The sequence below is a fragment of the Nostoc cf. edaphicum LEGE 07299 genome (assembly GCF_015207245.1).
GTDB classification, from domain to species: Bacteria; Cyanobacteriota; Cyanobacteriia; order Cyanobacteriales; family Nostocaceae; genus Nostoc; species Nostoc edaphicum_B.
This window is the reverse complement of record NZ_JADEXF010000758.1, coordinates 1-3,218: the sequence shown is the minus strand read 5'-3', so window position 1 is coordinate 3,218 and position 3,218 is coordinate 1. Positions and strand designations below refer to the sequence as shown.

Annotated in this window: 3 protein-coding genes; all 3 read left to right on the top strand. The window is 44.0% G+C overall.

Annotation, left to right across the window (positions count from 1 at the left end; genetic code table 11):
• Positions 1-229: 229 nt before the first annotated feature.
• The 3 genes from rd (at position 230) to IQ229_RS20215 (ending at position 3,007) form a co-directional block, all read left to right on the top strand.
• Positions 230-394: a rubredoxin gene (gene rd / locus IQ229_RS20225; protein WP_194046809.1), complete on the top strand. Its 165-nt coding sequence runs from the start codon at positions 230-232 to the stop codon at positions 392-394.
• A 51-nt stretch (positions 395-445) separates the two neighbouring features.
• Positions 446-1,687, top strand: coding sequence for a BaiN/RdsA family NAD(P)/FAD-dependent oxidoreductase (locus tag IQ229_RS20220; RefSeq protein ID WP_194046811.1), 1,242 nt, complete (start codon positions 446-448; stop codon positions 1,685-1,687).
• A gap of 237 nt (positions 1,688-1,924) precedes the next feature.
• Positions 1,925-3,007: a hypothetical protein gene (locus IQ229_RS20215; RefSeq protein WP_194046807.1), complete on the top strand. Its 1,083-nt coding sequence runs from the start codon at positions 1,925-1,927 to the stop codon at positions 3,005-3,007.
• Positions 3,008-3,218: the final 211 nt, after the last annotated feature.

Below are 3,218 nucleotides of genomic sequence, written 5' to 3'. Positions count from 1 at the left end.
ATACAAGAGTTTTTGGTATATACCGCGCCACTCCTGGGCGAAAAAAACTAATGATATACGAAACTAATTAAAATCAAGTCCCAAGCGATGCCCTAAGCTTTGCCGTTGGGTGGGCGTGGTTTCTCTTGGACAAATGACGACTAATGACTAATGACTAAGCCTATTTTGACTAACTACCAGAAGTATTTAATACTGAAGCAATGCCAACAATTTACTAAGGTAAACGAACATGAGAAAGTATATATGTACTGTTTGCGCCTATGAATATGACCCAGAAGTAGGCGATCCAGATAGCGACATAGCACCGGGAACAGCCTTTGAAGATATCCCAGAAGATTGGTCATGTCCAACTTGTGGTGCGACAAAAGACGACTTTGAACCTGATGAAGAGTGAAAATAACAGCTAGCCTAGAAAGTAGGTGCTGTAAAAGAGACATTTTTGAAATTGTTACCGTTACAAATTGTAGTTATTGGGGGTGGGGCAGCAGGATTTTTTGGCGCGATCGCTTGTGCTAAAGCCAATCCTGATGCCCAAGTTACTTTACTCGAAGCCAGTCGCCAACCCCTAGCGAAAGTGTTAGTTTCTGGTGGCGGACGCTGCAATGTAACTCACGCTTGCTTTGAACCGGAGGAGTTAGTGCAAAATTACCCCAGAGGTGCAAAAGCTTTGCGGGGTGCTTTGACTCGGTTTGGGCCTCAAGATACAGTAGCTTGGTTTGCTGCTGGTGGAGTCTATCTCAAAACGGAAGCCGATGGCCGGATGTTTCCTGTCACCAATACTTCAGAAACCATTGTGGAATGTCTAATTAAAGCGGTGGCGAAATCTGGGGTAAAACTTCGTATCGGTACGCACGTAACTTCGGTGAAACGAACCACAGCAGATGGGGGTTTTGATATTCTTCTGAAGTCGGGAGAGACAATTAAATGCGATCGCCTACTTTTAGCGACCGGTAGCAGCCTTGCGGGTTATAAAATTGCTCGAGAGTTAGGTCATCAAATTGAACCGCCAGTACCCTCGTTATTTACCTTCAACATTCTCGATCAAAAGCTGCGAGAATTAGCTGGAGTTAGCGTTAACCCTGCCCAATTGCGTTTATCTGCGGGCGGAAAATCCCAATTGCAACAAACTGGGCCATTGCTAATTACCCACTGGGGTTTAAGTGGCCCCGCTGTTTTGAAGCTTTCTGCTTGGGGTGCGAGAGTTCTGCACGAAAGCCGCTATCAAGCCACATTATTGATTAATTGGCTGCCTAATTTGCACCAAGAACAAGTGCGAGAAAAAGTTTTAGCAGTTAAGGATGAATGGGGAAAAAAAGCGATCGCATTGCATCGCGGCGTCGATCTACCCCATCGTCTCTGGCAATATATCATTGCTCGTGCAGGCATTACCACAGAAGACCGTTGGGCAGAAATATCTAGTAAAACCTTAAATCAACTGGTGCAAGAACTTACTCAGGGACAATATTTAATCAACGGTAAAGGAGCCTTCAAAGAAGAATTTGTTACCTGTGGCGGTGTCAAGCTCAAAGAAGTCAACTTCAAGACAATGGAAAGTCGGTTAGTTCCTGGTCTTTATTTTGCCGGAGAAATCTTAGATATTGATGGCGTTACCGGTGGGTTTAACTTCCAAAGTGCTTGGACAACCGGTTATTTAGCAGGCGTGGCAATGGCGACTAGGCATGAATAGTCTGCCGAGCCAAAATTGATGGATTTGGAGTGACACAAAGACGCGGAGATTTTTCTCCGTGTTAACCCGATCTCATTTACCAGTTCTTTAGGAACAAGCGATCGCTACTTAATTATATTTACTTATCAAAATTCTTACTAATCCTCCAGCATTTCCCACCTTGTCACTCTACATTCATACCAGCCACTCTAGAGAAGACAAATTTTTCTGGGTGTATTATTTTTTCCTAAAGAATATATGAATACTGATAAAAATGCTGCGTCTGAAATTACGTTGCAGGGAAGCCAGTATATGCTGCATGGCTTTCCAGTGCTTGGTATTCCTGATGAAGAGCGTGCTGTAAAATACTTCAGCCTGAATCCATTTCTGCCAAATGTCCAGAATCGTTGCTCGATTGAATGTGCCTATTGTGTCTGCCATCAAGACCGTGACTGGCATCATTATCCACAAAACTTTCAGGATGTCTCATCTCCAGTTGACCTGCTCGATCTTTTGCTAGACTACATTTTTGCTACCCAGGAGGGACAAAAGGGCTTTCCAATTTCACTATGCGATTACTCTGACCCTTTTATTCCAGCCCATCGAGAACGCGTACTATCAATTCTGGATGCACTGATTGACCGCAAAGCTGCCAACATCGTCTACATAACTACCAAAGTCCATCCTGGCCAATCTTTTATAGAGCGCCTCAAAACAACTCTAGAGCGACCTCATTCACTTCGAGTCACTGTCTTTGTTAGTCTACCACCCTTGAAACCAGGCTATGAGCAAGCCTCAATTCAGAGTCGCGTACAGTTGCTGCAAGATTTAGTAAACCTTGGCATTCCCTGTTGTTGGTATCTGCGTCCACTGGTTGAAGAGTGGTTTGATGAAGCTTTAATGTGGCAATTAGCACGTACATTATTGCCCCATGTTTCCCGCCACGTTATTCTGTCCGGGCTTGTGATGTCTGAAGAGATTGAAGCGAGTCTATTAAAACAGGAATTAATCGTTCCAGAATGGGATCGTACACAACTAGGACGTAAGCAATACTTGTCATTGGAGTTTGAGTCCAAAGTGCGCTCAATTCTCAGCACTGTTGCTAGCGAGCAAAATATTTCTCTTGGCCCGGTGATGGGACATCGGCTATGCGGTACTAACGGCAATCATGCCTATGGCTGCTTGATTTGCGCCAAACAAAACCGTTATTGCCAGCTTTTTCAACTTTATCACTATGGTGAAACGATCGCTACCGAAGATAATCAACGCCTCAAGACGCTATTGAGACAAAATTCAGTGAAAGTAAGCTCACGAGAGCCATCAACAGAAGAATGTCAGTGAAGTAATCCAACCTGAAGCGAAACTAGAAAAAGTTCGATTGCCTCACCGCTACGCGTCTATAAAATTATTGTATTGGAACATAAAGAGGGAAAATTATCTTGCGATTGTAGATCAATTTTGAACACACCCAACAATGAAATTCAGCGAAATCCTCCGTCAATTTGGTGACGCGGCCACCAATCATAGCCTGACTAGCAACCCAGACCAAGAC